The sequence below is a fragment of the Bacillus ectoiniformans genome (assembly GCF_016908875.1).
Taxonomy (GTDB): domain Bacteria; phylum Bacillota; class Bacilli; order Bacillales; family Domibacillaceae; genus Bacillus_BX; species Bacillus_BX ectoiniformans.
On record NZ_JAFBES010000001.1, the window covers coordinates 396,778 to 420,531 of the forward strand.

Here is a 23,754-nt window from a genome sequence, read left to right on the forward strand (position 1 = left end):
CTATCGGCGATTTAGCTTTTCTGAATTTACACACTTATTAATTGTGTATCGCTTGTAAGAATTACTTAGAAATTAGTTTCCTCTAACTTTGACGAGAACATTCAGAATAGACAAAACCCCCATACTAGCTAGCTGCATGGGGGTCTCTTGCTATTAAATTACTTATCTTCTGTTGCTGCTTTTACCTCTACAGCAAGAACAGCTGAGTTTACAGAAGCTTTTTCTTTCGCTTTTTCACTTGCATGTTCAAAAGCTTGAGAGTTCACTTTGTTCAATTCAGAAACTTTTTCTTCGATTGCTTCTTTATCTTCAGTTACTGTTTCTGTTGTTTCTTCTGTTGCTTCTTCAGTCACATCTTCTGTTGTTTCCTCTGCAGCTTCTTCTGTCTCTTCAGTAGCCTCTTCTGTTTCTTCAGTTACTGCTTCTGTTGTTTCTTCAACTACTGGTTCAGTCGTTTCTTCTGCAGTTTCTTTTACAGCTAAAACTGCTGAGTTTACAGAAGCTTTCTCTTTTGCTTTCTCACTTGCATGTTCAAAAGCTTGAGAATTTACTTTGTTTAATTCGGAAACCTTTTCTTCAACGGATTTTTTCACTTCATTAACTGTTTCTGTTGTTTCTTCAGTCACATCTTCTGTTGTTTCCTCTGCAGCTTCTTCTGTTTCTTCAGTCACTGCTTCTGTTGTTTCTTCCGCAGCTTCTTCTGTTCCTTCAGTTACTGCTTCCGTTGTTTCTTCTGCAGCTTCTTTTGTCTCTTCAGTAGCCTCTTCTGTTTCTTCAGTCACTGCATCTGTTGTTTCTTCTGCAGTTTCTTTTGTCTCTTCAACTACTGGTGTTGCTTCTTCTGTAGCTTCCTTTGTTTCTTCAACTACTGGTTCAGTTGTTTCTTTAACAGCTAGAACCGCTGAGTTTGCAGAAGCATGTTTCTTTGCATTTTCACTCGCATTCGCACTCGCTTGAGAAGCCGCCTTATTGATGGCTGACTTATTTTGTTTTACCTCATCAACAACTGGTTGAGTCGTTTCTTGTACCGTATCTTCCGCTGGCGCTGGTGCTGGTGCAGCTGTTTGCTCTTTTTCCGTTTTGACCTTCACTTCTGCTTTTCCATGGACAGCAGATTGAGCAGCCGCGTGAGTTTTCGCTGTTTCTGAAGCATGAACACTCGCTTGTGACTTCACAGAAACCACTTTCGGCTGATTCATGTTCTTGTCATTTTGAGCTGCTTCACTAAGTTGTCCTCCAGCTAATACTCCTACTGAAAGTACTCCTGCTAATGCGATCGATTTAACCACTTTGTTTGCTGATAGATAATTTTTCATTTTTTAATTCTCTCCTTTTTCTTTTATCCAATTTTTTTGATAGTTGGTTTTTAAAGAAAAAGGATTTGTTCTGGTGGCTGCGATGGCGGTGCATTCATCCACTGGGTGCTGAATTCTTCCATTCGGGACAAATACGTCTGGCTGTGATCCAGTGTCCAATAATTCTCCCAATCCAGCCATTTCTCCGTATATTTGACAAACCCATTCCCAGTTTTCAAGCGATCTTTTGAAGATCCTCCTTGAATCTGGTTAGATGTTGTCTGAGTGATAGCCTGTTTTTCGTTAGGAACGCTCTTTTTGCCAGATGGTTGTTCATCTTGTTTCGGTTCACCGAAAACAGGCGGCGGTTGAGTATTACTTTTTTTCGTTTCTTTAGGTTGATTTTTGTTTACTTTTATATGCAGCTTTTGACTTTGCTGAACTGACGGAACTTTCGTCGAAACCATTGATTCCGAAGTAACGACATCTGGCTGAACAGCAGACAAGCTCTTTTCGGCTGCAGCAGGCTGAACCGGTTCTGCCTGTTTGATTGGTTCAGACTGAACAGCTGTTTTTTCAGGCGTTTCCGCTTGTATCACTTGATCAGGCTTTACGGGCTCCGATTGTACCGGCTGCTTGTTTTCTGCAGGCGGATGATCTTGCAATCCCTTTTTCTCGCCAGGGTTGTCCATTACTTTTTCCGGCAACGGTTTTTTGCTAATTTGTTTGGCAGGTTTGACAGCCGACTGGACTGGTTTTTCAACAGCTTGAACGGCTTTCTTTGCTGTCTGGCTTGCCTGCTCTGGCAATGTTTTCACCGTACGTTCAGGCTTAGCTTGAACCGGAAGTACAGCAGGCTCTTTTTTCAAGGGTTTATTCTCTTGAACAATACCCTTTGCATCTTCCTGCTTTTCATTGACCTGCTTTTGGACAGGATTCGCGGCTTGAGCTGGCAGCTCCTTGAGTGCTTCCGTCTTTTGTTCAACGTCAGGTTTTTCAGCTAGCGCATTGGTCGGTAAAAATAAAATCGCACCCAACATAAAACTATTTAAAACGAATTGCTGAAGGCGCATCCATTCACCTCCTCTCAATGTTGAAATTATCAATCTATTTTTATTAATAGCACATCTTGAATTATTTGTGTTCACTTTTCCTCTAGAGTTAATAAAAACCATTCTATCTTACTGTCGAACTATGTTGCTAATCGTCATAAATATAAAGTAATTTCTGGTAAAACAAGATTAAAAAGTCCCAATTTAAGTTTTTTTCATCAGCTAAAAAAATAAAAAAAGATCACCTCCGAAGAAGTGACCTTTCCCTTATGCATCTTTTCTTACAGCACGCACCCGTACTCTCTCTCTTGCAGGCTGACGAATATCTCTCAAGACTTTTCTCAGTTCTCTTGATCGATTAAAAATACCGGCAATCAATTTCGTTACCCGATAGCAAGCCGCCACGTCGAGAAACTCTTCATCCGTATGTTCATTTCTATACCCGGCAGATAAATTGACGCTTTGAATCGAATGCTCCGCCCAGATTCTCGTGTCGCTGCTTCCTCCAGCTGTGCATTTCCAATCGCTCAGTCCCTCTACATTTGCTACTGATTCAATAAATTGGCCGTACCGCTCATCACAAAACGGAATGTATCCCCCGCATGACGTGACAATATCACCTGTGCCCCGACGGTCAACAACAATGGCCGCATCGGTTCCCCATAAGAAGAAATCACTGACTCCGCGTGCTCCGACTAGCCCAACTTCTTCCTTCACTGTGAAAATATATTTTACCTTGCCGCTAAATGAAGATTCAGCTAATTGTCTAGCGGTATGAAGCAAAACGGCCACCCCTGCCCGGTCATCTGCACCTAAAATCCCTTCGCTGCTCGACCAAACAGAACCGTCTTTCTTAATCAGACGACCTGGCACAATTTCCTCCACCGTATCTAAATGGGCATTTAATAAAATGACTGGTCCTTGACCTGAGCGATAGATTTTTTCTGCTAAAATATTCCCGTTAGGATCAATTGTCATATGATCCACATAAGGCGTCAGCTGCTTCATCACAAATTCGCGGACTTCCCCTTCATCCCCGCTGGCACCAGGAATGGAAAGTAGTTCTTCAAGCAAGCGGTTAAACATCTGCTTCTGAATAAAATCTGCCCCTTTATCTAACCATTCTTTCTTAATGAAGCTTAAGTTCTCTGCGATAGTTAGAAGTTCTATTCTTGGCAGTGATAACTTTAAATCGTGAAAACGATCATGTTCGCGGATTCTCATTTTGCTTACACCTAATCCTCTTAAAAGCTCTTCCAGCTGATCTATATTGACTCCTTTTTGAATGTATATAAAAGCGGGACTCTCACCATGACCGTCACAGGACATATCTGTATAGAATCCGAGACGGTTTAACTGCCGCACCACCCCGCTGATATATACGTCTAAGTGACGAATGATGACGTCTTCTTTTTCCGAACGGCACCAATAGGCCCCCGTTCTGCCGCGGTAATTATAGTGAACCGCTTCAAGCCACAATGATTCTTTGACAGGTTGATTTTCAAGAATCAGCAGATCGTTTGTATATTGATAGGTAACCTTTGCACGGTTCAAGCATTCCAGTAAAAACGCTACATTCTCCGCTCTTTCATGTATGCAAATAAATTCATTGCTTGCTTTCTCTTCTACTAGCCACCCGTGACGAATAAATAATTGATTCCATGTTTTCATTGTTCATCATCTCCTCTTGATTTGTAAGTACATTATCTCAAGAAGACGATGACACCCCTGTCATCGGTTTAGCATAAATGATCGGTCGCTGCGGTGCATCACAAGAAAAGGGATGTTTTCATCAAAGTAATAAGCAGGTTCGGAACTTGGCCGCTTATTTTGAATCACCGTTTCCGGCAAGCCAAAATTAACGAGTTTTCTTTTTAACCTGCGCATTCGCTGAATGAATGTATTATCTTCAATTTCACCATTCAAATTTACCTGTTCGAACAAGGCGTATAAATCCTGCTTCACGACAGGCCGCTCTTCTGTGCTGAAGAAAAAATAACGCAGAATTTCTGCTTGATCCTTGGTAAGGGACATTTCCCGCTGATGATAAAATACCGAGTTCTGCAGGTCAGCAAAATAAAGAATCAGCGTATTAGGGTCCGCCAAATCCAGTTCTTCCTCACAATCTTCCTTCGAACATTGGATTTCTTCGCTTTTTGTCATCTTCGTAAACGCCTGACTTTCTAAGATCTGTTCATTTTGCTGAATGATTTTATACATAGGAGACATTTCAAGGTGAGGAACGCCTCCTCTATTGAGAGGTCCCTGTATTCGATCCAACGACTCGGTTGACTTCTGTGCAATATAAAGCGCGCTGTTCGTTAAATATAAATGCAGATTATACAGCTGCTGCTCGTTTAATATATAGTCCCGATGACAGGTTCTGTCTGCTGAATTTGCCGCATTCTGAAAATGCAAAAGCGCTTGGACATATTTACGTTTCTTATAAGATAGAAAACCAAGCCGGTAATGAGCAAGCGGGTTTTGCCGATCATATGTAAGCGCCTTTTTCAACGTGCTTTCTGCTAAATGATCATCTTTTTGATAATCCATTTTTAAATACGAGCCGTATCGAATGAGATAGGAAACGAGCTGATGTTTAATAATCTTCAGACTGTCTTTATATTCGCTATTTCTATCCCTATCTATCCGTTTATATATTTCCTCGTACACTGTAATTATTTGATACAAAGAGCCAGTCTTTTCTTCCTCTTTCGCTGCATGCAGATCCTGCTCCAGATCAAGCAGCTCTTCAATTGTTTTATCACGCAATCTCATGGCGGGTCTCCTTTCTATATAAAAAAGACCACTTTTCAATAAGTGATCCTTGAATTAGCTTGTTAATAAATAACTTATGGGCTAAGCACATAATACATGTCTTAAACTACTACTCCGCTTCCATAGCTTCTCAATCGTTCTTCCGCTGCTTCTTCTTCCATAGACAGCTGAGTTAATATATTTAGCATGAGATTTTTCTCAGACATCTTTCTTAATGCATAAAAAATATTGGGTTTATGCTTTTTTAGAATCGTCATAATTTCTGTTGTTGGCAGAGGTGCTTTAGATTGAATCTTTAAGAAAGACCGCAGATAAATGACAAAATCATAAGCCGATTCTGCCTGGTCTGGGTATTTCTTTAATAATTGTTGAAATTGCTGAATACTTTTCTTTAACTCCTGGCATTCTTCCATATTCATGGTCCCCGCTTTCATATATGAAAATAACCAAATGCGGAAATCCATTCCCATTTGGCAGCCCGGCTGTCATCAATCTAAATAGATCATTAGACCCGTGGCTTTGCGTCCTTATTTTTCAATAAGTTTGCCTTTTTCAATAGAATTAGTAATATATACTGCTTTAATAATATATATATTATCACCTTAAAGGTCAATTGCACTATAAAAATATATATTTTTATTAATATCTAATTATTTATTTTCAGTGCTTTAGTATATATCACTAGAACTAGCAGATCTTCATAAAAAATGCATGCAAGAAACACATACAGCATAAATTTATAGTGAGGAAATGGCCAATCAAGGAGCGATAATATGAACAAACCAGGTGCGGCATCAGAAAATCAAAATGAACAATCAACAATATCTTCTAGCCTAAGGCTTGCCTTAATTGCTGGGATATTAACTACGATTGCGGATGGTATTGCTACTATAGCAGCTTTACAAGCAATTGATGAAGAAATCATTAGTCAGCAGCAAGACAAACAGGATCAAATGGAACTGGATGCTAAGCTTGAAAAACTGCAGGAGCAAATTGACCAATTGACTGATGAATTATTAAAAATAAAATCGTCGAACTCTTAAGAGGGGTTTTCTTACTTTCTTGTTTTAAAAAGCTGCACAATGGTAACCCAATACTAAACTTATCGCAAGCCTATATTTAGAGTATCCATAGTCTTCTATCCCAGTTTACTGCCACTTCATTATACTGCTTGCCACAAACTCTTGCCTCCATGGTTATACTTATCCATAAAAAGACGTGAAGCCGCTTGAAAATATTCAAGCGGCTTCACGAGGTTTATTAGTAAATTATTTATAATTACTTTCCCATATAGATTCTTTTTAACTGCTCTTCCTCATAAACAGAAATCGTCTGCTTCGCTTTCCAAGGTTTGATTAGACGGTCAAACTCTTCAAGCATACGGCCGTAGTTATAGGTTACGACTAACGCACCAGGCAACGGTCTAGATTTAGATATCATGATTCTTTGGGCATCTGCTGCCACATAATAAACGCTGTATTTATTACCTTCTTCTCCGACGTTTATCGCCTCTTTTTTCTCTGTACCCAATGAAAAATAAGCCTTGCTTACATGATGTTGCAGTATAGCCAATCCACTTTTTACATCTCCAGCTTCTCTTAATTCTTCTTTTACTTGCTGATCGACAGTTAACGTTTCAAACCGCCCTTTAACTGCGACATACAAAGCGAGTATACCTAATTCTTTCGTGTCAAATTGACCTAACTCAAACTCTTGGTCTCTTTGTACTTCATAGAGAGTCCACGATTGGTCATGGACACTTGATAATTTCATGCCGGCATCAAGATTCGTACTGCCATCGCTATTTTTAGGATAAACATATATATTCTGTGTGTCTTCTTTAATATTAAATTTTTCTTCTAACAGCTTACATGCTTCATTTAGATTCATATTTATCTATCCTCACTAACTCTATGAGATCATCGCGTACGAGTTCTTCCATCGTATACATCTTGCCATTGTCGTGATATTTAATAAACTGAACACCGCCGCCTGGTCTGTCAAACCAGGGAGCCGCTTCTCCGCCCACGGCTTCAAAGTCTTCCAGCACTTTATATACATAGTAATCGGCTTCATCACTATGCAAAGCAAGAGCCCGCTGCTCATACGGCACTCCTTCTTGTGAGAAGAAATTCCCCTGCGGTCCGCCATATCTGTCAAGCAGCATATCCTTCTTTAGCTCCATCGGAACTGGTTCGCCTTTAAATCCATTGTTCGGAGGCCAATTAATATTTCCCGTTTCTTGATCGTAGTATTTTGGGTTGTCATACACCTCTTTATATTTGATATACTTCTCATTATTCGGAGGATATGCCCAGTTATCTAACTTCTTCCGGTCTGCTTCACTCATTTCCCGGATGACCGAATTTGTATTGGCTCTGCTTGTTTCAAATGGCGCATTCTTCACTTGCAGATGGTCGATATACTTAGCGGCTCCAGCTACTCCGGCAATGCCAAGCGCACTATATAAACTGTTCTGGCGCTGCTCTTCCGTCAGCTCGTTGCCGAACATATCTGTACCGTTCATATACTCGGACAATCCATTGGCGGCCACTAATCCGTAAATGCCCATTTCGGTTTTTTGCAGCACATCAAACGATTTAGCGGATTTATAGGCATCCAGTGTATGGGCAGCCGCATTCATGCCTTTAGTCGTTTTATATATGGCTGAACCGCCTTTTGCCGCTCGTCCTGCCCAGCCGACCACCGGAATAAACCCTGCTGCTGCCATGGCTCCGGCCGCAATTCGTTGCGCGTCTGAAAGTTTCTCCCCAGTTACCGGATCAATGCCTTCGCTCGCTCTCTTATAATCATAATACCCCGTGATCTCTCCCGTAAAGGCGGAAACGGTATCCCAAGTTTTTTCGTACCAAGGTCTCGCTTCCATTTCCTTTGCTTTTTTGACTTGTTCCCGTGTATCAGCTTGCTCATCTTTAAATTGAACATACTCGTCGGTGTATTTTTTCATTTCGCCTTGGAGCTGATAGATCTCACTGTCGTGGAAGGCTTGTTCATCAAAGCTCATCGGTGATACGGTTCCGCCTTGGCTGGAAGCTTTCATTAGTTCACCCAGGAGCCCAAATACATTCGACTGGCTCGCTTCGGAATGCTGATACTCTTGTTTCCACTGCTCATCCAGCTTGTTTAGAGCAGTTTCCGTGGCAGTCCGCTCTTTTCCCGCATCACCCATCTTTTCATAAAAGGGTTCCGCATCGTACATCTCAAGAGGGAGAATATCATCTATGCGGTGAAAGATTGATTGCAGCTCCTCTCTTTGAGCCATAGTCATCGTAATCGCGTTCGTCAGACCATTTAAACATTCCTGCTCCAGAAAAGACTCTTGGATAAACGTGTTCCCTGAGAGGCTGGCTTCTTCCATGTCTCCTGAAATAGCGCTGAGAAAGGAAGTTTGCATACTGATAAAGTCGACCCAAGCGTCCACGACTTTGGCCTGCGCCTGGAAAAAGTTCTTGATCGCTTTAGCCCCTTCACCTTGCAGCTCATCCTCCATATGAACGATGACTTCAAATTCTGTTTTAACAGCTAACAGCTGCTCTTCCAGTGCCTTATATTCAGTCAGACGCTGTTCCATGGCAGATAATAGGGTGCTGGCTTCATAGATTTTGCTCATAGTTTTTTTACCTTTCTATTTAGTTTCTCACCATCGCTTCATCCTGATCTTTCAGTAAATCAACATTCGCTTTTGTATCTTCAAGGTTTTTGCTGACTATTTCTTTATACTGGTTCACCATCTGATGAATGGCTTCTTCCCTTTCCGTCCAAGCAGACGTATAGTCCATCTGATTCGCGCCAACAGAAGGAGGAGCAGGAATTACTACCGCCTCTAGCTTGCTTCTCACTTTGTTCAATTGGTCAATAACGGCTGCGTGTTTTAGTTTAATCTCTGCCATTAGCTAATCCACCCCTTTAAAGAAGCTATTCCGTCGCTCACTTGATCGATGAAATCTTCTCCTTTATTAATTAACGAACCGATTTCCTGAGCCGCAAAACTAGCCGCTTGTGCCGCTGCTAATTCTGCCTGAAGCTGAAGTATTTTTAAGCTAATACTGCTCATATAGTCGTCGTATTTGTCTTTAATAATAGATTCCATTTCTGTATAAGCAGCTTGCCGGAATTCTTGAAATTCAGCCGCTCGTTTCCCAACCCATTGATTTCCTAAATCCGGATTAAGAATCTTCTTTATTTCTCCTAAACATTCATCCTGCTCGCTTTGAATGTCTTTTTTGGCTTGATTTAACCGCTCGATCTTCTCAGATAGGTCAGAGGCTCTGCTAGAGATCGCTGCTTGGATATGACTTAACGTACTTGAATGGCTCATAGAGTCATCATCACTCCATTTTTCATTATATTAGTTCAATTTTTCCTATATTTACTATTATACACGTGGAAAACTTCAGCTTTAATAGGGAGAAAGACGGCTAAATATTGTATAAGAATGGCTTAACGTATGGACATTTGTCACAGGTTTTTAACTATATAGGTAGTATTTACCTGGTAGCAAAATAGATGAACTAGCGGTTATACTTTAGAATTACAAAAAAACGACCTCTCCAATTATTTAACTCACAATTAGAGAGGCCGTCCATCTATTCATTATTCTGATTTATATACTGATTTTCTTTCCTTCTTTGCGCCATTCCTTAAATTCAGCAGCCGCTGTAAATAAAACGTCTGTTGATGAATTCAGCGCTGTTTCAAATGAATCCTGCAGCACACCGATGATAAATCCTACACCAACGACTTGCATAGCAATGTCAGCCGGGATGCCGAATAAATTGCTTGCTAGAGGAATCAGCAATAAAGATCCTCCGGCAACACCAGAAGCTCCGCATGCACTGACCGCAGCAAGAACACTTAAAATGATAGCTGTAGCTATGTCCACTTGAATATCAAGCGTATGAACAGCCGCAAGTGTTAACACTGAAATCGTGACAGCCGCACCAGCCATGTTGATCGTGGCGCCTAGCGGAATCGAAACGGAATAATTATCTTTATCCAATCCTAGGTTTTCACACAGCTTCATATTAATAGGAATGTTCGATGCCGAGCTGCGAGTGAAAAAGGCTGTAATTCCGCTTTCACGCATACACTTAAATACCAGTGGATATGGGTTTTGGCGAATAAGAGCATAGACCATGATCGGATTGATCACTAGTGCCACAAAGGCCATACAGCCAATAAGAACCGCTAATAGTTTTCCATAGCCAAGCAGGGATTCCAATCCATTCGTTGTGATGGATTCTGCCACTAGTCCCATGATGCCGAGCGGAGCAAGCTTAATGATCCATCCGACTGCTTTCGATACAGCATCAGAGAAATTAGCAATCATCGCTTTCGTTGAATCAGCTGCCCCTCTTAATGCAAACCCAAGCACAAGCGCCCAAGCTAAAATGCCGATATAGTTGGCATTAACAAGCGCGTTAACTGGATTGTCTACCACGTTCATTAATAGCGTCTTAAGAACTTCTGTTACTCCAGTAGGAGGCGTTACACCTTCCGCACTTTCTGCAAGCGATAATTGTACCGGGAACAAAAAGCTTGCAATAACCGCTGCAAGGCTGGCAAAAAACGTGCCGCTAAGATATAAGACAACGATCGTTTTCATATTCGTTTGGTGTCCTTTTCTATGCTGAACGATCGCAGACATAACAAGTATGAAGACTAAAATAGGCGCCACACCTTTTAGCGCGCCGACAAACAATGACCCAAAAATAGCTAGTGATGCTGCTGATTCCGGAACTGTCACAGCCAGAGTGACGCCAATTAACAAACCAATGATGATCTGTTTAACCAGGCTGATCTGATTCCATTTCCTCAATATATTCATTTCATTTTCCTCCATTTTATCGACCAGACTTGATAAGCCATGTACCTTCTATAAGCACAATTTAAATTCCGCCTACCAAGGACAATTGTCTTTTCCATAAGTAAATTATAAGGGATTTACGATATATTACAATATTATTTTTATTTTTTATAAATGTTGTAATCATTAGAATTTTTAAATAATATCTATGGAAATTATTATTTATGGAAAACATTTGTTAATAAAGACTGCACATAAGACGCAGCAGACCAACTCCTTAACTTCTCTTTTTAAACTGGTTTAAAAAAAGTGATTAAGGTAATCAGAATAAGGAAGTCATTCGGTAAAGGGGATACAGTGATGAATGAATGGTATATCGTATTTGGAATTCTTATATTAGCAGCAGCGGCTGTCGATTTTGTATGGACCACATTATGGGTGGAAGGCGGGGCAGGTCCGTTAACTAGACGGTTATCAACTGGACTGTGGCGAGCATTTGTGCACCTCACCACTAATGAGCGGCTGCTAAGCTTAGCGGGTCCGCTGATTTTATTAGCTACCTTTACGATGTGGATCGGATTATTTTGGTGCGGCTGGACGCTCGTTTTTTCAAGCAGCAGCACCTCGCTCGTACTTTCTAACACTGCGACACCCGTTTCTTTAGCAGACCGCTTCTATTTTACAGGTTACATATTATTCACATTAGGAAATGGAGAAATTGTTCCCAACGGTCCAATTTGGCAATGGATCACGATTTTTGCAACAGCTACTGGCATGTTTTCCGTCACTTTATCGGTCACCTACTTGCTGAACATCTTAACGGCTGTCAATCAAAAACGAGCTTTTGCAAATAGTGTCACCGGAATTGGCGAGACAAGTATCGAGATCGTGGAATCAGCATGGAATCAAAAAGATTTTCACGACTTGGATTTATTGCTCCAGTCATTTTCAGCAGATTTAAGCAAGCTGGTTTCTCAGCACCAGGCCTACCCGATCCTTCATTATTACCGCAGTGAATCTACTCAAAAATCTTCTGTTACAGCGGTTTGTATATTAGACGATGCCTTAACCTTGCTAGGGTGTGTGCCAATTGAACAGCAGCCGAACCAATTATTGATGAAAGAAACAAGGTCGAGTATCGCAAGCTATTTACACACGCTCTCCACGGCACATATTAACCCAGCTAAAGCGGCACCCCCAATTCCTGAATATAAAAATCAGCTGAATAACCTTCCGATCAAGTCTGAAGAGCAGATTCAGAAAGCATTTCATACAATTGAAGACCGCCGCAAACAGCTGCTGGGAATTATTCAAGCCAGTGCCCGTCAATGGCCCGGGTAACCGGGTAGCAAATGAAAACACGCCTCATCCAAATAGGATCAGGCGTGTTTTTCATTTCTTATTTGATATCAAAGCGGTCTGCATCCATCACTTTTACCCAAGCGGCAATAAAGTCACGGACAAACTTCTCTTTATTGTCATCCTGCGCATACACTTCAACGAGTGCGCGAAGAACAGAGTTGGAACCGAACGCCAGGTCAAAGCGTGAAGCTGTATGCACCATTTCACCTGTTTTACGGTCGCGGCCTTCATATTGATTGAAGCCTGCTGATTTCCACTCAATATTCATATCTAGCAGGTTCACAAAAAAGTCGTTCGTTAAAGTACCGACACGGTCAGTGAATACACCGTGCTTCGTGCCGCCATAGTTGGTGCCGAGAACACGCATGCCGCCTAGAAGAACGGTCATTTCAGGGGCAGTCAATCCCAAAAGCTGTGCTTTATCAACAAGCATTTCTTCCGGGCTAATGGAATATTCCTGCTTCTGGTAGTTGCGGAATCCGTCAGATACCGGCTCTAATACATCAAAGCTTTCCTCATCTGTCTGTTCTGCTGTTGCGTCACCGCGGCCAGGAGTAAATGGAACCGTTACATCGAAACCGGCATCCTTTGCCGCTTTTTCGATGGCTGCGCTGCCGCCAAGTACGATTAAATCAGCTAGACTGACTTTCTTATCAAGTTGACTTTGAATGTTTTTGTAAATCCCAAGAACTTTAGCCAGCTGCTCTGGTTCGTTGGCTTCCCAGTCCTTTTGTGGAGCTAGACGGATTCGCGCCCCATTTGCCCCTCCGCGCATATCAGACCCGCGATAGGTGCTTGCTGAAGCCCAAGCTGTTTTCACAAGCTCGCTCACTGTTAATCCTGTGTTTAAGATTTTTTCTTTCAGATTAGCAATTTCAGCATCCGTTAATTCGTAATTAACTGCCGGAACTGGATCTTGCCACACCAGCTCTTCTTCAGGAACCTCTGGACCTAAGTATCTTGCTTTTGGTCCCATATCACGGTGAAGAAGCTTAAACCATGCTCTGGCAAATGTGTCCGCAAACTCTTCTGGATTCTCGTGGAACCGGCGTGAAATTTTTTCGTAGTCTGGATCGATTCGCAAAGCCATATCAGCTGTCGTCATCATCGTCTTCACACGAATCGATGAATCTTCAGCATCTGGCGCCATATGCTCTTCTTGCATATTAACTGGCGTCCACTGGAAGGCTCCGGCAGGGCTCTTCGTTAATTCCCATTCATAGCCGAATAATAAATCGAAGAAGCCATTATCCCACTTCGTCGGATTAGACGTCCAAGCTCCTTCAATACCGCTTGAAATCGTATCGTGGCCTTTTCCGCTTCCATGTGAGCTCAGCCATCCTAATCCTTGTGTTTCTAATGTCGCCGCTTCCGGATCGTCCCCAACATGAGTGGGATCACCAGCACCGTGCGCCTTACCGAATGTGTGACCGCCAGCTACAAGCGCCACCGTTTCTTCATCATTCATTCCCATGCGGGCGAATGTGTCGCGAATATCACGGGCACTCGCAAGCGGATCTGGTTTTCCATTCGGACCTTCAGGGTTGACATAAATCAGCCCCATTTGCACAGCTGCCAGCGGATTTTCAAGTTCACGATCGCCTGAATAGCGGTTGTCCGCTAACCATTCTTTTTCAGTCCCCCAGTACACATCTTCTTCCGGATGCCAAATATCTTCACGACCTGCCCCGAAGCCAAATGTTTTTAAGCCCATTGACTCCAGTGCCACGTTCCCAGTAAGCACAAGTAAATCCGCCCAGGAAATCTTGTTTCCATACTTTTGTTTAATCGGCCATAATAGACGGCGCGCTTTATCCAGATTGACATTGTCCGGCCAGCTGTTTAAAGGAGCGAAGCGCTGTGAGCCAGTCGAACCGCCACCTCGTCCGTCAGATGTGCGGTATGTACCCGCTGCGTGCCATGACATCCGAATGAAGAACGGCCCATAGTGACCATAATCGGCCGGCCACCAGTCCTTGCTGTCCGTCATCAATTGATGCAGGTCTTGCTTCAGCGCTTCATAATCAAGCTTGGAGAACGCCTCTTTATAATCAAAATCTTCTCCCATCGGATTTGATTTCTTATCATGCTGGCGTAGAATTCCTAAATTTAACTGATTCGGCCACCAGTCTTTATTCGTTGTCCCTTGTGGCGCGCGCGATGTCGTAATCGCACTGTCTTGATGATGCGTGAATGGACACTGTCCTGCCGCTGTATGGTCTTTTTGATCGTGGTTTTGATTTTGGCTCATCTTTCATTTCCCCTTCCAATCTAGTCATTAGTTAAATTAGAATCATTATAAATAAAATATAACAGATTAGAATAATTATTAAAAGAAAAACTTTATCAATAAAAAACTTTTATTAAAATGAATGCTTAGATTACGAGTAAAATAGGAACACTTTTATGCCGATCACCTTTGTTTTATTCAACACTATCTTTAAAAGGCATATTCCAAATCTTAGCGCCGGTATAATCAAATCATATGTACAATTCATCGCCGTTAGGACACTGTAATTTCACTTTGTCATTCGGATTCGTGTACTCTGGCAAAAGCTTAGCTGCTTTTTTGGCTAGCAATTGAGCACCCTTGCTTTATCAGAGAATCTATTTCGATTTCTTTCTAAAGGCTCTTCTTTCCGCATACGAAGCACAACCCGCACAGACTTTAACTGTTTTCCCTTTTCGATCAATATATTTATATACCGTTGTCATTTTTCTTTTGCACATAGAACATTCTTTTTTAAACCAGCCAAACACAACTCTTCCCCCTAATCTTCACTCATTCAATTGCCCGATACGCAGAAATAAAATGATTTAATTTCTTCAGCCCGCTTCGATCTTTCACCTCTTCACTTGTCAGCAGCATTTGCTGAAGAAGGTAAATTTGCTGTTCATATCTGTTGATCTTCCTCTGCCTCTCTTTTAATGAAGTTTTATGGTCAGGATTTCTGATAATTAAACCCAGCAGTCTATTTTTTGTTTCAAGCTGGCTTCTGACCGTTTGAAGAAAACGTGCTTTTTCTGTTGGACCAAAGAATAATAGCTTTTCCAATACCTCTAGCTTTTATACCTATCCAGACAACTCATACGCTTATTATCCATCTAACTAAATAGGCTATTTTACTTATTATGTTATTAATATACCAAATTGTGTAAGTCGAGCGTAAAAATTTTCAAACGGTAAAAAGTATTTCTAGCTGTTAATCTTATGAAGATACTTTGTAAGTACTACTGAATTCGCCAGTTGCTGAATCTGTTTTCAAGTATTGGTCAATAATTAATTGTTTATGGCACCGTGATATATATATCAAGGAAAATAATGTTAAAATGAAGATAACAAGATATAAATTGGAGGGTTTTTAAGTGCTTAAATTTATCGATGACTTAGCTGGTGCTGTATATGATGTCATTAAGTTTCTTATCAAATCCATTAGCTATTTGCTTTCAGGGATGATCATTGTGGCGATTCCCTTGTATGTGATTGTTTGGGTAGTTGAATTTATATATCAATAGATATATTCGATGAGCGAGCGCTGTCCCTATGACAATGGCGAGACTGACAGTTCATTTAATTTTGATTGGACTCTGATAACACCCTATCGATTCTAAGATTTTTAATGCGCATCTGCTTCTCAGTTAAAGAAAAAAATGCACAGCAAAAAAAGCCAACATGAGCTGCTGACTTTTTCTCTGAATATACTATTGTTCTACTATTCTTTTTCCATCACCGCAAAATAATTTTCTTCATTATCCGCAAAGTTAAAGACTCTGCCAGTCGGCATATTAACAATCTCTCCGACAGTCATTTTTTTGCTGGTTAAGTCACTGTATAATTGATCCAAATCCTCTGTGAAAAACATTAGAGAAGGAGTGCCAAGATTTAAATCAGGAGACATTTTAGCAACGAATTCCTTATCATGAAGAACGATGCTAGTGTCAGCCCCCTTTGGAGCAATTTCAATCCATCTCATTCCGGAGCCGTTATTCTCTTCAGCAATAAGAGTAAACCCTAATTTTTCTACCCAAAAATTTTTAGCCTCATCCTGATCATTGACATAAAGCATGATTTGGCCAACTTTGCTAAACATCCACCTTCACTCCTTTTCAAGTTTTTGATACTAACAAATAACTTCATTAATTTATTTCGATACGGAGGGTAAAAATCCTTTTCCAGTAACCCTGTGACAAAGATATTTCTAACAATCACTAAGGAATTATGTGATTAACACGGGGGTTCTCCTATTTTGTTCGTAAAAATTGAGGGTAAAGCTAGGTGAGAATTATGTGGTTATAAAAACAAGGTATAAAACAGAATGCCCTGAAGGTCAACTTTCATAAGTCGGGAACTTCATACAGTCATTTTTTTACGTTTTCCTAAGCAGTAAGTTCAAAAAAAGCATCTGATGGCAACTTGACATTCAAGTGCTTTGCTCTATATTAAATAGCAACAAGTTTAATCTATATACTCTGCTACACCTATAAAATCTAGTTGGTAAGTATTTTTGTTTACTGAATTTACAGCTGGGCCATCTTTATCATAATTATAGTTATAAATTAAAATAATGGTATTATATTTAGAGTTTAACTTAACATCCATAAACTGCTCTATTAATTGATCATCATAGGAACAATTAACTAGAATCTCTTTTATATCATCTTCAGCATCAGGTACCCAATCTTTTTCCATTAAGTCATCATCATAATACCCTAATTTAAATTCTCTCTCAAATACGGAAGGTATACTTTCCCCATCTTCATCATATTTTATCTCAGTGTATTTTTCGACCTCATCATAATTGCTGAAGTTTCCCAACCACAAAGAAACATTGTTTTTCAATGTCCTTACCTCCTTAGATCTTCTAGTCTACTCGTTTAACTCATAACCAGGGGTATAGTCAATAATTTTTAAAATCTCATTATATGCTTTTGTAAAACGCAGGCTTTCATAACGTCCGAAAGGATTTATAAAATCAACATCTTTAGTTAGAGTTCTCTTCATTTATATCATCCTTGAATACATTCCACTTTTGCAAAAATACACCACAGATGTTCAATCCCAAATCCTTCCCCATTTATATATTTTCCAACACTATTAAAAACCTATCTCCCATCACTCGAAAGAAGTAATTGGCTAGCACCTTATTTCTATCTTCCATCGTGTCACTCTCCAAAATAATTATATTCATTTATAATTGTGAAGAATTTTGTTCCTTCTTCTGTTGCTTCACCTATATATACTTCAAACTTTAAGCTGTTTTGAGAAATATCGGTAATCTTCTTGGCACCCGTGTATGGAGTACAGCGTTACGCTTTTTTCACATTTATATAGCATGATTCTTTATAACAACGAGCCTGTTGATTTCGTGATTTTAGACTTATTCCCTGTTACGTTTTTTTACTTTTTTTCATCCATCTTCTTCTTTAAATAATCAGCAATTTCTATTTGCCCTCTTTCAAGAGCAAATGCATAGGCATCCATATCTTTCATGTTTTCACCAGAGTATTTTATAGATATATCTATATTGTTCTTAACTAACAATTTAACAATCTCCAAATATCCACCGTATATTGCACCAAACATAGGATTTCTATCTGGTTCACTAGTATCAATCTCCACACTCCGACTAAGTAGATATTCAGCAATTTCTAAATGTCCTTTTGTAGTCGCTCTTTCAAGAGCATTTGTAGAAAAAGTTCCACCTTGTGCATTAATATCTATTCCGGCATTAATAAGGTATTTTACTATCTCTAAATGTCCATGAGCTGCTGCTATATGTAACCATGTTCCAAAAGGTGTCATCCATGTTAACATTTCTGGTTCTTTCTCGAGTAAATTTTTTAAAGTATCCAATTGACCACTTTTAATGGCACTTCTAATATCTTTTGCAAATTGAGCCTTCTCCACATTAATTCCTCCTTTAACCTCTATTTCCTAGAAGCAGCTTGTTTTCTAAGGTCTTCTAGTATTTCAATAATATCATCTAAATCTGCACCTGCCGCATCAACTGCTTTCAACTGATTTACAACATTCTCTAAGGCTAAAATACTATGTTGTCCGGCAACTCTATTTGGCGCCCAAACTAAATTTTCTTTACCAATTATAGGGTCAACACCATGTTTTCTTAATAATTCTTGACCTTCTTGAACGAGTTTTGTCGAGTCTCACCTAAACCCTTTTTAAATAAAATGTGATGTGCATGTGGATCTATCATAGCTATAGGTGGATCACCTATTAGTCCTCTAAGATATTTTCATCTCGCCAAATTCTCACACTTTGCTTAATAGCCCAGTATAAAAATAAAACTCCATGATGGTACTACCATCATGAACTTTCGATTCTCAAACAAATTATTGTTGTTCTCCATCCCTTTTTATACATGAGTAGTGTGCCTAAATTTAATATAATATTAACCATTTATTTAATAAGCAAAAAAAACCTTAAAAGGCATATAGCCAATCAAGGAATAAATAATATATTCGTTAAATTTTCAATCTACTAATATATCAAGGTAATACTTATCATTTTCTTCTATTTTCCTTAAAAATTAGCAACCTTACCCATATCCTATGTTGTAATACAATAATAAAAAGGACTTGTTGCCTATCGTAGACAATCAAGTGCTTTAAGTACATATGTTTTCTAAATTTCTATGTTAGCTTTAAATTTATTAATTTCGTAACGTTATAAAAACAGTATGGCCCTTTTGTATATCGGTCATGTGTTTATATTCATCACCCAGTAAAATGTCATCTCACCTAAGCTCGTACTTCTTTTTCTATTCTATCATTGCCATAATTTATATGATTGTACAACCAGCATGAGTATTTACTTTTTAACAGCCAATTTTATATTGCAACATCTTGGTAACCCACTTCAGTTACTTTTTCATTTAATAGACGAAGCCCTAGTCCATTTTCTGTGTCCCATGTACAATCAAAGGTTATCCCAATATCTCGACCTTCATTAATATCTCCATACGGAACAACAATTCCAACTAAAGTTATCATCTCAAGTAATTGATTAGTTGTTTCGATTTGCGGATAATTTTCATTAACTTCAATGTCATACCCTAGTTCTTGACGCTCTAGTTTGTAATAGTCTAATATTGCTTGTAAAAAACCTTGCTGTAATTGTTCCCAATTTTGCACTAATGAGTTATAAGCAATATATTGTTCTTCATCAAACTTACCGTCTTCTTCACCTTTAACCATTAATGCTATTTCAGCTTCTTTTCCACAAAATTCAATGGTAGTGTACTTAACCCATCCATAATTATATTCAAGCTCACCAAAAACCACATCATTTATTTTCATTATCAAATTCTCCTTTTTTATTTATTGGCAAATCCCTTGGACCCAAAGGCGCCTGCGTTTATCTCTCCTACACCACCAATGTGTCCGAATTTACTGTTTATCACTGATGGTACAAGCTGTATTGTTTTAACATCATTCAATTCGTGCCATGTTAATTTGTATTTTTCTCGATATCTTTCTATATCCCTGGCTTTAATTTCACCAGGTTGCATTCCAAATTCGTGAGCCATCTCAGGAGAATTATTAAGCTCTTCTGCTAGCTTTTGATCTGCTTGAGCAAAATTAGCCCTTCTAGCATCTGTTCCTCGTTTTCCATTCCCACCTAACATATGATCGATTTCCAACTGTGCTTTTGATACTGGCGAAAAATCAGGAACTCCATTTTTATATTGAATACCTTCAATACCAGCCTCATCCAATATACTTTTTAATTTAGGATCTGGTGGTGGTTTAAGCGTACATAAAGATTCTCCTCTAATTCCTTCAAATTCAACCTTTGGATTAATCTGTGCAGGCGTCTGATTAATCCTTGCTTCATACGAACTAGCAAATTCCTCTTGCTTGAAGGCTGGCGGAATATCAGCAACTCTATTACCCGTACTACCAATCTTCCCCGGCAACTTCACATAGCCATTCTCATTATTCACATACCTGACAAGCTTCTCAAAGTCGGCCTTATTCCAGGTGATCGTACGAGTATTCTCTTTACTGATTTTATATGGCGCATTTTTCACTTGCAGATGATCGATATACTTAGCAGCTCCTGCCACACCGGCAATGCCAAGGGCACTATATAAACTGTTCTGTCGCTGTTCTTACGTCAGTCTAGCTCAAAATGTGCTTCTGGAAAATACAAAAAAGCACCTGTCGCCTAAAAAGACAATCAAGTGCATGTTTGATTTTTTCGTTTATGTTTTAATTTTTTTAATCATGTAACTTATCAAGAAATTCCGTAAACGTATCTGCAACGTAGAATACATTTTCTCTGGCACGTTCTTCAGCCTGTTCTTCAGTTAGCCCTTCTTCTTCCATTAACATTTCTTTTTCCCATGCACCTTCATGATACCAAAAAACAATAGTAGGTTCTTCCGTATTTCCCTTATAATCGAAACAGATTAAATTACCTGCTGGATCAACACCAAAAGGTATAATATCATTTGGCAAGGTATTTCGATAGTTCCCATATTCCTCCACTAGGTTATCACTACTCTCTTCATCATAAGAAAGTAGTGTACCGAAGGCTCTCTCTATTCCTTCAACATCAAATCTATAAGGTATTACGTTGGCTCCATGATTAACCTTTGCACACTCGATATAATCATGCGGAAACTTAACTCCTAATGATTCTCCTACTTTTTCAATTAATTCTCCTGTAACTGGATCATCTGCATACTTCCACACTAGATTCGTCATCTAATACCACCTCCCCATAAACTATTTCCACCTAAGTGATTTACGCTATGAACTTTTTTTAGCACCAGTTGCATTTTTCCAGGTACTTGATGATGATGCCATACCAATCCATCGATTCTTGGCAATCCATCTTCTATTTGAGCCAATTGTTTTTTTGTAAAAAGCTCCTTTGTTACTTCTCCTTTATTAATTGATTCTCTTATCTTTTCGGTGCATTTCAAAAATTGATCAGTATCTTTCATGATATAGTATTCTTTCTCTAATTTTAACGAGAACTTTACATCATCACCTTTAAATATTGGAAATCCTATTACATCATATTCTACACCTTTCACATGTTTTCCTCCTGCTAATCTTTTGTTTAGAATGTTGTTCTTAGGCGACTCATTTAAATAATCGTCTACATGACCTACTACCATTTTGAACTCTTCAACACTATCATAACCAAATTCCTTAATAGTTGTATCATCTACAGCCTTTAAAAAATCGTCTATGCTATCATAACCTTTAGGAACCACAGATCTATTTACTACATTTCCATTTATATCATAATCTTTCTTTATTACTTCATCAATTTCTGAGCGGTGAACATCACCCGTACCCTTACCAATCTTCCCCGGCAACTTCACATAGCCATTCTCATTATTCACATAACTGACAAGCTTCTCAAAGTCAGCCTTATTCCGGGTGATCGTACGAGTATTCGCTTGGCTGATTTTAAACGGCGCATTTTTCACTTGTAGATGATCAACGTACTTAGCGGCTCCGGCTACGCCGGCAATGCCAAGGGCAGTGTATAAACTGTTCTGCCGCTGTTCTTCCGTCAGCTCGTTGCCGAACATATCCTGGCCATTTATGTACTCCGACAGTCCATTGGCGGCCACCAATCCGTAAATCCCCATTTCGGTTTTTTGCAGCACATCAAAGGATTTGGCCGATTTATAGGCATCCAGTGTATGGGCTGCCGCATTCACGCCTTTAGTGGTTTTATAAATAGCTGATCCGCCTTTTGCCGCTCGTCCTGCCCAGCCGACCACCGGAATAAATCCCGCCGCTGCCATCGCTCCTGCGGCAATTCGTTGTGCGTCTGAAAGCTTCTGCCCTGTTACCGGATCGATGCCTTCGCTGGCTCTCTTATAATCATAATACCCAGTGATCTCTCCCGTAAAGGTGGAAGCAGTATCCCACATTTTTTCGTACCACGGTCTCGCTTCCATTTCCTTTGCTTTCTTGACTTGCTCTCTTGCAGTTTCCTGATCTTCTTTATACTGAACATAGTCGGAAGAGTATTTCTTCATTTCGCCTTGCAGCTGATAGATCTCACTGTCGTGAAAGGCTTGCTTGTCAAAGCTCATCGGTGAAACGGTGCCACCTTGGCTGGAAGCTTTCATTAATTCACCGAGCAGCCCAAATACATTCGACTGGCTCGCTTCGGAATGCTGATATTCTTGCTTCCATTGTTCATCCAGCTTGTTTAAAGCAGCCTCCGTAGCAGTCCGCTCTTTTCCCGCATCGCCCATCTTTTCATAATATGGTTCCGCATCATACATCTCAAGGGGGAGAATATCGTCAATCCCATTAAAGATTTCTTGCAGCGCTTCTCTCTGGGCCATCGTCATCATAATTGAATTCGTCAGACCATTTAAACATTCCTGCTCCAAAAAAGACTCTTGAATAAACGTGTTTCCGGAAAGGTCCGCTTCCTCCATGTCTCCCGAAATAGCGCTAAGAAAGGAGGTTTGCATACTGATAAAGTCGACCCAAGCATCCACAACTTTGGCTTGTGCCTGGAAAAAGTTCTTGATCGCTTTCGCCCCTTCTCCCTGCAATTCATCCTCCATTTGCACGATTACTTCAAATTCTGTTTTGACCGCTAACAGCTGCTTCTCAAGCGCAGTATATTCGGTCAGACGCTGTTCCATCGCAGCTAATAAGGTACTGGCTTCATAGATTTTGCTCATCGGATTGAATACCTTTCTATTAGTTTCTCACCATCGCTTGCTTTTAGCGTTCAATTTTCTAAGATAGTTGCTGCTTGGATGTGACTTAATGTATTCGAACGACTCATGCCGTCTCCCATACACTAATCATTTGATAAGTTCGTTTTTTCCTATATTTTCTATTATACACTTGAGAAACTTTAGCTTTAATAGGGAGAAAGGCGGCTAAATGTGGTATGTGAATATCCTTAGAAGTTACCCTTTATCACAACATCAGCAAAATATATGGTAGTATTTAACTGGTGGTGAAATGGTTTTAGTGAATTTGTTATGTTGTTATTTTACAGGGGAATTTACAAGCAGAATGAAAAGTGAGGTTTATATATGAATACTGTTAGCCAAGAAATCAAAGATTTGTCCATTAAATCCTTGGAGTCAACTTATAATAAACTTACAAATGCTTATAAAAGCACAATTGAGAAAGGTTCAAACACAACTCTTGTCAAAAAAAGACTAAACGCAGTTAAAATTGGATTAGAAAGCCTAAAAGGTATTTGGAATGGGGAAGATTTTGTTTATAGCGACGAAATCATATTGACTTCTAAAGAAGTTCTACAAGGGATCATTCCGTCTATAGAAAAACAAATAGCGAAAGCAAAAGAAGGCAGTTCTCAAAAAACATTAAATGAGCGTCGCTTAACTGCACTAAAACTAGCAATAGAATCATTAGATAACCGTGCTATATAAGTCGGGTCTGAACTTTTTAATCG

At 39.7% G+C, this 23,754-nt stretch carries 24 protein-coding genes and 1 riboswitch; of the genes, 4 read left to right on the forward strand and 20 right to left on the reverse strand.

The genetic code is table 11. The features are described from left to right. Positions 1-158: 158 nt before the first annotated feature. The 5 genes from JOC78_RS02010 to JOC78_RS02030 form a co-directional block, all read right to left on the reverse strand. A complete protein-coding gene (locus tag JOC78_RS02010; protein ID WP_204552511.1) occupies positions 159-1,316 on the reverse strand; it encodes a hypothetical protein in 1,158 nt (385 codons plus the stop codon). A gap of 50 nt (positions 1,317-1,366) precedes the next feature. Further along, complete coding sequence (locus JOC78_RS02015) at positions 1,367-2,368, reverse strand: hypothetical protein (protein WP_204552513.1); 1,002 nt, start codon at positions 2,366-2,368, stop codon at positions 1,367-1,369. Between the two features lie 246 nt (positions 2,369-2,614). Next, positions 2,615-4,018, reverse strand: coding sequence for a M20/M25/M40 family metallo-hydrolase (locus JOC78_RS02020; protein ID WP_204552515.1), 1,404 nt, complete (start codon positions 4,016-4,018; stop codon positions 2,615-2,617). Between the two features lie 60 nt (positions 4,019-4,078). Further along, positions 4,079-5,125: a tetratricopeptide repeat protein gene (locus tag JOC78_RS02025; RefSeq protein ID WP_204552517.1), complete on the reverse strand. Its 1,047-nt coding sequence runs from the start codon at positions 5,123-5,125 to the stop codon at positions 4,079-4,081. Positions 5,126-5,226: 101 nt separating this feature from the next. Beyond that, on the reverse strand, positions 5,227-5,538 hold the full coding sequence (locus JOC78_RS02030; RefSeq protein WP_204552519.1) for a hypothetical protein: 312 nt from the start codon (positions 5,536-5,538) through the stop codon (positions 5,227-5,229). 56 nt (positions 5,539-5,594) lie between these two features. Next, positions 5,595-5,683: riboswitch (cyclic di-GMP riboswitch) on the reverse strand. 215 nt (positions 5,684-5,898) lie between these two features. Here JOC78_RS02030 and JOC78_RS02035 point away from each other — a divergent pair. Further along, positions 5,899-6,168, forward strand: a complete 270-nt coding sequence (locus JOC78_RS02035; RefSeq protein ID WP_204552521.1) for a hypothetical protein — start codon at positions 5,899-5,901, stop codon at positions 6,166-6,168. 235 nt (positions 6,169-6,403) lie between these two features. On the opposite strand, the gene JOC78_RS02040 is transcribed toward JOC78_RS02035, so the two are convergent. The 5 genes from JOC78_RS02040 to sstT all read right to left on the reverse strand — a co-directional run bounded on the left by JOC78_RS02040 (position 6,404) and on the right by sstT (position 10,973). Further along, positions 6,404-7,015, reverse strand: coding sequence for a hypothetical protein (locus JOC78_RS02040; RefSeq protein ID WP_204552523.1), 612 nt, complete (start codon positions 7,013-7,015; stop codon positions 6,404-6,406). After that, complete coding sequence (locus tag JOC78_RS02045; protein ID WP_204552525.1) at positions 7,002-8,756, reverse strand: T7SS effector LXG polymorphic toxin; 1,755 nt, start codon at positions 8,754-8,756, stop codon at positions 7,002-7,004. Before JOC78_RS02045 ends, JOC78_RS02040 begins: the two co-directional genes overlap by 14 nt. 19 nt (positions 8,757-8,775) lie before the next feature. Beyond that, complete coding sequence (locus tag JOC78_RS02050; protein ID WP_204552527.1) at positions 8,776-9,036, reverse strand: YwqI/YxiC family protein; 261 nt, start codon at positions 9,034-9,036, stop codon at positions 8,776-8,778. Then, the gene (locus JOC78_RS02055) at positions 9,036-9,464 is read right to left on the reverse strand and encodes a YwqH-like family protein (protein ID WP_204552529.1); all 429 of its coding nucleotides are present in this window, start codon (positions 9,462-9,464) and stop codon (positions 9,036-9,038) included. Before JOC78_RS02055 ends, JOC78_RS02050 begins: the two co-directional genes overlap by 1 nt. A 285-nt stretch (positions 9,465-9,749) precedes the next feature. Beyond that, positions 9,750-10,973: a serine/threonine transporter SstT gene (sstT, locus tag JOC78_RS02060; protein WP_204552531.1), complete on the reverse strand. Its 1,224-nt coding sequence runs from the start codon at positions 10,971-10,973 to the stop codon at positions 9,750-9,752. Positions 10,974-11,312: 339 nt separating this feature from the next. Between sstT and JOC78_RS02065 the strand changes: the two genes are divergently transcribed. Continuing rightward, positions 11,313-12,293 (forward strand): potassium channel family protein, encoded by a 981-nt coding sequence (locus JOC78_RS02065; protein ID WP_204552533.1) that lies wholly within the window; start codon positions 11,313-11,315, stop codon positions 12,291-12,293. Positions 12,294-12,351: 58 nt separating this feature from the next. Here JOC78_RS02065 and katG read toward each other — a convergent pair whose 3' ends face one another. Beyond that, entirely contained in the window at positions 12,352-14,565 is a 2,214-nt protein-coding gene (gene katG / locus JOC78_RS02070) for a catalase/peroxidase HPI (RefSeq protein WP_204552535.1), read from the reverse strand. Positions 14,566-15,096: 531 nt separating this feature from the next. Further along, positions 15,097-15,369, reverse strand: a complete 273-nt coding sequence (locus JOC78_RS02075; RefSeq protein WP_204552537.1) for a hypothetical protein — start codon at positions 15,367-15,369, stop codon at positions 15,097-15,099. Positions 15,370-15,680: 311 nt separating this feature from the next. Here JOC78_RS02075 and JOC78_RS02080 point away from each other — a divergent pair, with 311 nt between their 5' ends. Further along, on the forward strand, positions 15,681-15,830 hold the full coding sequence (locus JOC78_RS02080) for a hypothetical protein (RefSeq protein ID WP_204552539.1): 150 nt from the start codon (positions 15,681-15,683) through the stop codon (positions 15,828-15,830). Between the two features lie 197 nt (positions 15,831-16,027). Here the strand turns inward: JOC78_RS02080 and JOC78_RS02085 are convergent, their stop codons facing one another. The 8 genes from JOC78_RS02085 to JOC78_RS02115 all read right to left on the reverse strand — a co-directional run bounded on the left by JOC78_RS02085 (position 16,028) and on the right by JOC78_RS02115 (position 23,005). Beyond that, complete coding sequence (locus tag JOC78_RS02085; RefSeq protein ID WP_204552541.1) at positions 16,028-16,405, reverse strand: VOC family protein; 378 nt, start codon at positions 16,403-16,405, stop codon at positions 16,028-16,030. Between the two features lie 365 nt (positions 16,406-16,770). Further along, positions 16,771-17,154: an immunity 22 family protein gene (locus JOC78_RS02090; protein ID WP_204552545.1), complete on the reverse strand. Its 384-nt coding sequence runs from the start codon at positions 17,152-17,154 to the stop codon at positions 16,771-16,773. A 27-nt stretch (positions 17,155-17,181) separates the two neighbouring features. Continuing rightward, positions 17,182-17,316 carry a hypothetical protein gene (locus JOC78_RS17585; protein WP_275581986.1) on the reverse strand — a complete coding sequence of 45 codons (135 nt, stop codon included), beginning with the start codon at positions 17,314-17,316 and terminating at the stop codon, positions 17,182-17,184. A gap of 396 nt (positions 17,317-17,712) precedes the next feature. Beyond that, on the reverse strand, positions 17,713-18,222 hold the full coding sequence (locus JOC78_RS02095; RefSeq protein ID WP_204552547.1) for an ankyrin repeat domain-containing protein: 510 nt from the start codon (positions 18,220-18,222) through the stop codon (positions 17,713-17,715). 941 nt (positions 18,223-19,163) lie between these two features. Continuing rightward, on the reverse strand, positions 19,164-19,631 hold the full coding sequence (locus JOC78_RS02100; RefSeq protein WP_204552549.1) for a DUF2004 domain-containing protein: 468 nt from the start codon (positions 19,629-19,631) through the stop codon (positions 19,164-19,166). A 17-nt stretch (positions 19,632-19,648) separates the two neighbouring features. Beyond that, entirely contained in the window at positions 19,649-20,278 is a 630-nt protein-coding gene (locus tag JOC78_RS02105) for an HNH endonuclease (RefSeq protein WP_204552922.1), read from the reverse strand. 277 nt (positions 20,279-20,555) lie between these two features. Beyond that, positions 20,556-21,044 carry an SMI1/KNR4 family protein gene (locus JOC78_RS02110; protein ID WP_204552551.1) on the reverse strand — a complete coding sequence of 163 codons (489 nt, stop codon included), beginning with the start codon at positions 21,042-21,044 and terminating at the stop codon, positions 20,556-20,558. Continuing rightward, positions 21,041-23,005 carry a T7SS effector LXG polymorphic toxin gene (locus JOC78_RS02115; RefSeq protein ID WP_204552553.1) on the reverse strand — a complete coding sequence of 655 codons (1,965 nt, stop codon included), beginning with the start codon at positions 23,003-23,005 and terminating at the stop codon, positions 21,041-21,043. The genes JOC78_RS02110 and JOC78_RS02115 overlap by 4 nt, the downstream gene beginning before the upstream one ends. Before the next feature lie 363 nt (positions 23,006-23,368). Between JOC78_RS02115 and JOC78_RS02120 the strand changes: the two genes are divergently transcribed. Continuing rightward, positions 23,369-23,731: a hypothetical protein gene (locus JOC78_RS02120; protein WP_204552555.1), complete on the forward strand. Its 363-nt coding sequence runs from the start codon at positions 23,369-23,371 to the stop codon at positions 23,729-23,731. Positions 23,732-23,754 lie beyond the last annotated feature (23 nt).

Excerpts from the sequence above, each read along its gene's own strand:
- JOC78_RS02010 (WP_204552511.1), bottom strand. The coding sequence starts at position 1,316 with ATGAAAAATTATCTATCAGCAAACAAAGTGGTTAAATCGATCGCATTA.
- JOC78_RS02015 (WP_204552513.1), bottom strand. The coding sequence starts at position 2,368 with ATGCGCCTTCAGCAATTCGTTTTAAATAGTTTTATGTTGGGTGCGATT.
- JOC78_RS02020 (WP_204552515.1), bottom strand. The coding sequence starts at position 4,018 with ATGAAAACATGGAATCAATTATTTATTCGTCACGGGTGGCTAGTAGAA.
- JOC78_RS02025 (WP_204552517.1), bottom strand. The coding sequence starts at position 5,125 with ATGAGATTGCGTGATAAAACAATTGAAGAGCTGCTTGATCTGGAGCAG.
- JOC78_RS02030 (WP_204552519.1), bottom strand. The coding sequence starts at position 5,538 with ATGGAAGAATGCCAGGAGTTAAAGAAAAGTATTCAGCAATTTCAACAA.
- JOC78_RS02035 (WP_204552521.1), top strand. The coding sequence starts at position 5,899 with ATGAACAAACCAGGTGCGGCATCAGAAAATCAAAATGAACAATCAACA.
- JOC78_RS02040 (WP_204552523.1), bottom strand. The coding sequence starts at position 7,015 with ATGAATCTAAATGAAGCATGTAAGCTGTTAGAAGAAAAATTTAATATT.
- JOC78_RS02045 (WP_204552525.1), bottom strand. The coding sequence starts at position 8,756 with ATGAGCAAAATCTATGAAGCCAGCACCCTATTATCTGCCATGGAACAG.
- JOC78_RS02050 (WP_204552527.1), bottom strand. The coding sequence starts at position 9,036 with ATGGCAGAGATTAAACTAAAACACGCAGCCGTTATTGACCAATTGAAC.
- JOC78_RS02055 (WP_204552529.1), bottom strand. The coding sequence starts at position 9,464 with ATGAGCCATTCAAGTACGTTAAGTCATATCCAAGCAGCGATCTCTAGC.
- sstT (WP_204552531.1), bottom strand. The coding sequence starts at position 10,973 with ATGAATATATTGAGGAAATGGAATCAGATCAGCCTGGTTAAACAGATC.
- JOC78_RS02065 (WP_204552533.1), top strand. The coding sequence starts at position 11,313 with ATGAATGAATGGTATATCGTATTTGGAATTCTTATATTAGCAGCAGCG.
- katG (WP_204552535.1), bottom strand. The coding sequence starts at position 14,565 with ATGAGCCAAAATCAAAACCACGATCAAAAAGACCATACAGCGGCAGGA.
- JOC78_RS02085 (WP_204552541.1), bottom strand. The coding sequence starts at position 16,405 with ATGTTTAGCAAAGTTGGCCAAATCATGCTTTATGTCAATGATCAGGAT.
- JOC78_RS17585 (WP_275581986.1), bottom strand. The coding sequence starts at position 17,316 with ATGAAGAGAACTCTAACTAAAGATGTTGATTTTATAAATCCTTTCGGA.
- JOC78_RS02100 (WP_204552549.1), bottom strand. The coding sequence starts at position 19,631 with ATGAAAATAAATGATGTGGTTTTTGGTGAGCTTGAATATAATTATGGA.
- JOC78_RS02110 (WP_204552551.1), bottom strand. The coding sequence starts at position 21,044 with ATGACGAATCTAGTGTGGAAGTATGCAGATGATCCAGTTACAGGAGAA.
- JOC78_RS02115 (WP_204552553.1), bottom strand. The coding sequence starts at position 23,005 with ATGAGCAAAATCTATGAAGCCAGTACCTTATTAGCTGCGATGGAACAG.
- JOC78_RS02120 (WP_204552555.1), top strand. The coding sequence starts at position 23,369 with ATGAATACTGTTAGCCAAGAAATCAAAGATTTGTCCATTAAATCCTTG.